Origin of the sequence: Burkholderia sp. (genome assembly GCF_018375725.1) — a bacterium.
Classification (GTDB): Bacteria; Pseudomonadota; Gammaproteobacteria; order Burkholderiales; family Burkholderiaceae; genus Burkholderia.
Genome location: NZ_JAHACR010000275.1, coordinates 1 through 5,676, shown reverse-complemented (window position 1 = coordinate 5,676; position 5,676 = coordinate 1). Strand labels below are relative to the sequence as shown.

General features: G+C 69.1%; 3 protein-coding genes and 1 pseudogene. 1 reads left to right on the top strand and 3 read right to left on the bottom strand.

The features are described from left to right. The 3 genes and pseudogenes from KH616_RS20535 to KH616_RS20525 all read right to left on the bottom strand — a co-directional run. A pseudogene (locus KH616_RS20535) lies at positions 1 to 400 on the bottom strand (cell division protein FtsZ); the annotation flags it as partial. A gap of 84 nt (positions 401 to 484) precedes the next feature. Next, positions 485 to 3,997: a chromosome segregation protein SMC gene (gene smc, locus KH616_RS20530; RefSeq protein WP_292250330.1), complete on the bottom strand. Its 3,513-nt coding sequence runs from the start codon at positions 3,995 to 3,997 to the stop codon at positions 485 to 487. Between the two features lie 142 nt (positions 3,998 to 4,139). Continuing rightward, the gene (locus KH616_RS20525; protein ID WP_292250332.1) at positions 4,140 to 5,081 is read right to left on the bottom strand and encodes a DMT family transporter; all 942 of its coding nucleotides are present in this window, start codon (positions 5,079 to 5,081) and stop codon (positions 4,140 to 4,142) included. Between the two features lie 167 nt (positions 5,082 to 5,248). Between KH616_RS20525 and KH616_RS20520 the strand changes: the two genes are divergently transcribed. Then, positions 5,249 to 5,676 (top strand): aminotransferase class I/II-fold pyridoxal phosphate-dependent enzyme (locus KH616_RS20520; protein WP_292250328.1); only part of this gene is annotated, 428 nt, incomplete at its 3' end.

The window sequence follows — 5,676 nt, the reverse complement described above, 5'->3', positions numbered from 1 at the left end:
CCGGCATCACCGGCTCGGCGGGCTCGTCCGCGGGCAATTCCGCGATGGTTTCCGTGTCGGCCGGCAGATCGGCCGCCGTCGCCTCCGCCTGCAGATCGGCCGCCGTATCGGCGGGCGCTGCGCCGCCAAACGTCGGCTCGACGCGCGCGGCCTCCTCGACACGGGTCTCGTCCTGCGTCTCCGGCACAATTGCCGGCTCGCGGCGAGCCGGCTGGCGCACCGGCTCGATGAACGGCAACTCGTCGTCGCGTTCCGGGCGGTTCATCGCCTCTGCCGCTTCCGGCGGCATCGGACGCGGCATCTTGCGCCGCACCTTCGCACCCTGCCACGCGTTGTAGACCACGACGCCGCCCACCACGACTGCGCCCGCGCCGATCAAACCGAGTGTCAACTCGTCCATACATGCTCCATCAGCCATTCTTTTTCATTGGACTCGCGGACGGGCGCTCATGCGCCGCGCGCCCGCGGGCCTGTTCGTCAAACGTCAATTCTGGGCAAAACCCGCGGCGGTTTCCATGTCCACCGCGACGATCCGCGACACGCCCTGCTCCTGCATCGTCACGCCGATCAACTGCTGCGCCATCTCCATCGCGATCTTGTTGTGCGAGATGAACAGGAACTGCGTCTTGTCCGACATCGCGCGCACCAGGTTCGCGAAACGCTCGGTGTTCGCGTCGTCGAGCGGCGCGTCGACCTCGTCGAGCAGACAGAACGGCGCAGGATTCAACTGGAACATCGCGAACACCAGCGCGGTTGCGGTCAGCGCCTTCTCGCCGCCGGACAGCAGATGAATCGTCGCGTTCTTCTTGCCGGGCGGCTGCGCCATCACCTGCACGCCGGCGTCGAGAATCTCGTCGCCGGTCATGATCAGCTTCGCCTGGCCGCCGCCGAACAGGCGCGGGAACAGATCGCTGAAATGGCGGTTGACCTCGTCGAAGGTGCCCTGCAGCAGCGTGCGGGTTTCCTGGTCGATCTTGTGAATCGCATCCTCGAGCGTCGTGATCGCGTCGGTCAGGTCGGCCGATTGCGCGTCGAGGAACACCTTGCGCTCGCTCGCAGCCTTCAGTTCCTCGAGCGCCGCCATGTTCACGGGCCCGAGCGCGGCGACCGCGTTGTTGATCCGCGTGACCTCGCCCTGCAGGTACGACGGCTTCAGATCCGGCGTCAGCTTCTCGCGCAGCGCGGCTTCGTCGACTTCGGCCGCCGCGAGTTGCTCCGCGAACTGTTCCGCCGACAGGCGCGCCGCCTGTTCCTTCAACTGCAATTCGGTGATGCGGTCGCGCAGCGGCTGCAGCGAGCGTTCGGCGACCAGCCGCGCATCGTCCGATGCGCGCAGCTTCGCGGTCAGGTCGTCGAGCTCGATGCGTGCGGCGGCAAGCGCCTCGTCCCTGGCGGCACGAATCTCGAGCGCGTCGTGCAGGCCGGTCTGCGCGGTCTGTTCGTTGATCGTCTCGAGCTCGGCGCGCGCGTCCTCCAGCGACGCGGCGACGCGTTCGCTCTGCTCGTGCGCGACCTGGATGCTGCGCTTGAGCTCGTCGATCCGGGTCGCCGCGTTGCGCGAGGCGAAGCGCGCGTCATTCGCGGTGCGCTCCAGATCGCGCGCCGCCTGGCGCGCCTGCGTCAGCGATTCGTCGAGCGACTCGAACGCGAGCTGGTTGTCCTCGAAACGCGCCTGCAGCTCCGCAAGCTCGCCGTCGAAGCGCTCGAAATTCGCTTCCGATTCCGCGCGCAGCGCGCGCTGCTCCTCGATCTGCGCGCCGATTTCCTCGAGTTCCTCGCGAATCTGCGTGCTGCGCTGCGTGTAGCGTTCGTGCGCCTGCGCGAGCTTCAGCACATCCATCTGCAACGCATGCACGCGCTGCGTCGCGCGTTCGGCCTGCGCGCGCACGTCGCCCAGCGCCTGGGTCGCCTGCGTGTGAGCCGCTTCGGCACGCACCGCGGCCGTCCTCGCGTCGTCGGCCAGCAGCCCCTGCGCACGCACCTGTCGCGTCAGATTCTCGATTTCCTGCTGGCGGGCAAGCATCCCCGCCTGCTCCGAGTCGGCCGCGTACAGCTGCACGCCGGCACGCGTGACGACATGCCCCGCCTGAACCACGAATGCGCCGCCCGACGGCAGCTGGGCGCGCGATGCAAGCGCCTGCGCGAGATCGTCGGCGACATACACGCTGCCGAGCCAGTCGTTCAGCACGGCGCGGATGCCCGCATCGTCGATCCGCACGAGCGACAGCAGCGGACGCAGCCCGGCCGCCGTCGCCAGCGGCTCGCCGGCCGGCGGCGGCGCGTAGAACGCGAGCTTGGCGGGCGGCGCATCGGTCGCGAACGCCTTCACCCAGTCGAGATTCGACACTTCGAGTGCCGCGAGCCGCTCGCGCAGCACGGCTTCGAGCGCCGTCTCCCAGCCCGGCTCGACGTGCAGCTTCTTCCACAGGCGCGGCAGCGCGCCCAGCTCGTGCCGGTCGAGCCACGGCTGCACCTTGCCTTCCGTCTGCACGTTCTCCTGCAGCTGCCTGAGCGCGGCGAGACGGGCCTCGAGCTGGTGAATCTGCGCCGCTTCCGCCTGCACGCGCTCCTGCGCCGCACGGCGCTCCGCGTCGAGACGCGGCACCGCTTCCTGCGCGTCGGCCAGGCGCGCCTGCGCCTCGGCGAGAATCTCCTCCTGCTCGGCGAGCTGCATGCGCAGTTCCTCGAGCTGTGCCTCGTCCGGCACGTCGAGGCCGCCCGCTTCGGACTTCAGGCGTTCGTGGCGCTGCTGCAGCTGTTGCAGCTGCTGGTCGGCATTGCGCTGGTGCGCGGCTTCGAGCTTCAGCGACTGCTCGGTCTGTGCAATCCGCGCACGCTCGTCGTTGAGCTGCGCCTGCGCATCGCGCCATTTCGCTTCGAACGCGGGCAGCGCATCATGCTTCGCAGCCGCGTCGTCCTCGGCGAGCGCGGCCTTTTCGTCGGCGATCGCGCGCGCTTCCTCGGCTTCCTCGAGTTCGTCCTGCGCCTTCTCGGCCTGCGCGCGCCACTGCTCGCGCTGTGCAGTGAGCGCGGCGATCTGCGCCTGGGCGCGATTGCGCGACTCGACGATGAACTTGATCTCGGCCTCGAGCCGGCTCACTTCGGCATTCGCCTCGTAGAGCGCGCCCTGCGCGCCCTGCATGGCGTCGCTCGCCGCATAGTGCGCGACGCGCAGCGTCTCGAGCTGCGCCTCGACCTCGCGCAGCCTCGCGGTCTGCGCCTCCAGGTCGATCTGGGCCTGCTCGATCGCGCGCTGCTGCTTCTCCTGCTCGCCGCCGGCTTCGTTCTTGCGCAGCAGCCACAGCAGGCGCTGCTTCTCCTCGCCGTCGGCCACGAGCTCCTTGTATCGGGTCGCGACGACCGCCTGCGCCTCGAGCTTCTCGAGATTCGCGCCCAGCTCGCGGATGATGTCCTCGACGCGGGTCAGGTTCTCGCGCGTATCGTGCAGGCGGTTCTCCGTCTCGCGGCGGCGTTCCTTGTACTTCGACACGCCCGCGGCTTCCTCGAGGAACACGCGCAGTTCCTCCGGTTTCGCCTCGATGATCCGGGCGATCATGCCCTGCCCGATGATCGCGTAGGCCCGCGGCCCGAGGCCGGTACCGAGGAAGATGTCCTGGATGTCGCGGCGGCGCGCCGGCAGGTTGTTGATGTAATAGCTCGACGTGCCGTCGCGCGTCAGCACGCGCTTCACGGCGATCTCGCCGTACTGGCCCCACTGTCCGGCCGCACGGCCGTCGGAGTTGTCGAAGATCAGTTCGACGCTCGCCCGGCTGCCCGGCTTGCGGGCGGTCGAGCCGTTGAAGATCACGTCCTGCATCGACTCGCCGCGCAATTCGGACGCGCGCGACTCGCCGAGCACCCAGCGCACGGCGTCGATGATGTTGGACTTGCCGCAACCGTTCGGGCCCACCACGCCGACGAGCTGGCCCGGAACCTGGAAATGCGTGGGATCGACGAAAGATTTGAAGCCAGCGAGTTTGATCGAGCTCAGACGCACGGCAGTACCGGATGTGAAGAATGGGTGAAACGGACGGCGGCGCGCGGCGCGCAGGAACCGGCCGGCCCCTGCGCGCCGCGCGCCACGGAATTCGAAAAGCGGGGCCGCGCGCTGTCGCGTCCGGCCCCGCAAACGGCTCCAATCATACCATTGCGCGCGAGCCGTCCCGGCCGCCGCCGGGTGCGCCCTGCGCCGGACCCGAGCGGTGGATGCGGCTCGACAGCAGCGTCGCCAGCACGATGCACGCGCCGCCCGCCCATTCGCGCGCGGTCGGCAGTTCGTTCGCGAAAAACCACGCCGACAGGGCCGTGATGACGATCTCGAACAGCATGATGATCGATGCGCGGTTGGCCGGCACGCGTGCGAGCCCGTACTGCACGAGCAGGTTGTTCGACGCCATCGTCACGCCGATGCCCGCGACGAGCAGCGTGGCGGCGGCGAGGCCGCTGCCCGACGGCACTGCCGGCAGCCCCTCGAACAGCGACGCGATCGCGCCGAACAGCGCCGAACCGCCGAACAGCGTCGCGGTGCGCATCTCCGCCTTCATCTGCGGCAGCTCGCGGCACGCCTTGACGACGAGCACGTTGCTCATCGCAAAACTCAGCCCGGCCGCCAGCCCGGCCCACTCGGCCGGCGTAGCCGGCAGCGGCACGCCGAGCTTCGGCGACCACAGCATCAGCATCGCTCCGCTGATCGACAGCGCCGCAAGCCCCGCGCCCGCCCAGGTCAGCCGCTCGCGCAGCAGGAAGTGCGCATAGATCGCGGTCCACGCGGGGGTCAGATAGAACAGCAGCATCACCCGCAGCACTTCGCCATGGATCGTGCCCCAGACGAAGCCGAGGTTCGTCACGCCGGCCGTCACCGCAATCCCGGGAAGCACCCAATGCCAGCGCAGCGTCGCGATCGCGCGGCGCCGCGTGACGATCACGAACAGGAACGCGACGAGGCTCGTCAGTGCGCTCGCCGCGGTGCCCGTCACGCCCAGCGATGCCAGGATCCGCAACGGATACCAGATCAGACCCCATACCGATGCGCCGACCAGGATCGCCAGCGTCGGCAGGCTGCCGCGTACCGCATGATTCATTTCGTTCGACACCCTCTATTTTTCGTTGCCCGGCGGACGTTCCGCGCCGCCGTGACGCGATGCCCTCACGCTATAATCGGCGCCTGCGGACGCGTCCAGCCTCGCTGGCGGGACGGCCCGCTGCCGTACGGCGCACAGCGCCGCTCCTTTCGCTCCAACCGGCCGCGATGGCCGCTTCGCCCGTGAATCCACGACTCGACTCGCTCCAGCCCTATCCTTTCGAAAAGCTGCGCGCCCTGTTCAAGGACGTGACGCCGCCCGCCGGCCTGAAGCCGATCAGCTTCGGCATCGGCGAGCCCAAGCACCCGACGCCGGCACTGATCCGCGACGCCGTGGTCGCCGCGCTCGACGGCCTCGCCGCCTATCCCGCCACGGCCGGCTCGGAAGCGCTGCGCGCAGCGATCGCCCGCTGGATCGAACACCGCTACGGCCTGCCGGCGATCGACCCGGCGACGCAGGTGCTCCCCGCGTCCGGCTCGCGCGAAGCGCTGTTCGCGCTGGCGCAGACCGTGATCGACCCGAGCAAGAAGGCGATCGTACTCTGTCCGAATCCGTTCTATCAAATCTACGAAGGCGCGGCGCTGCTGGCGGTTGA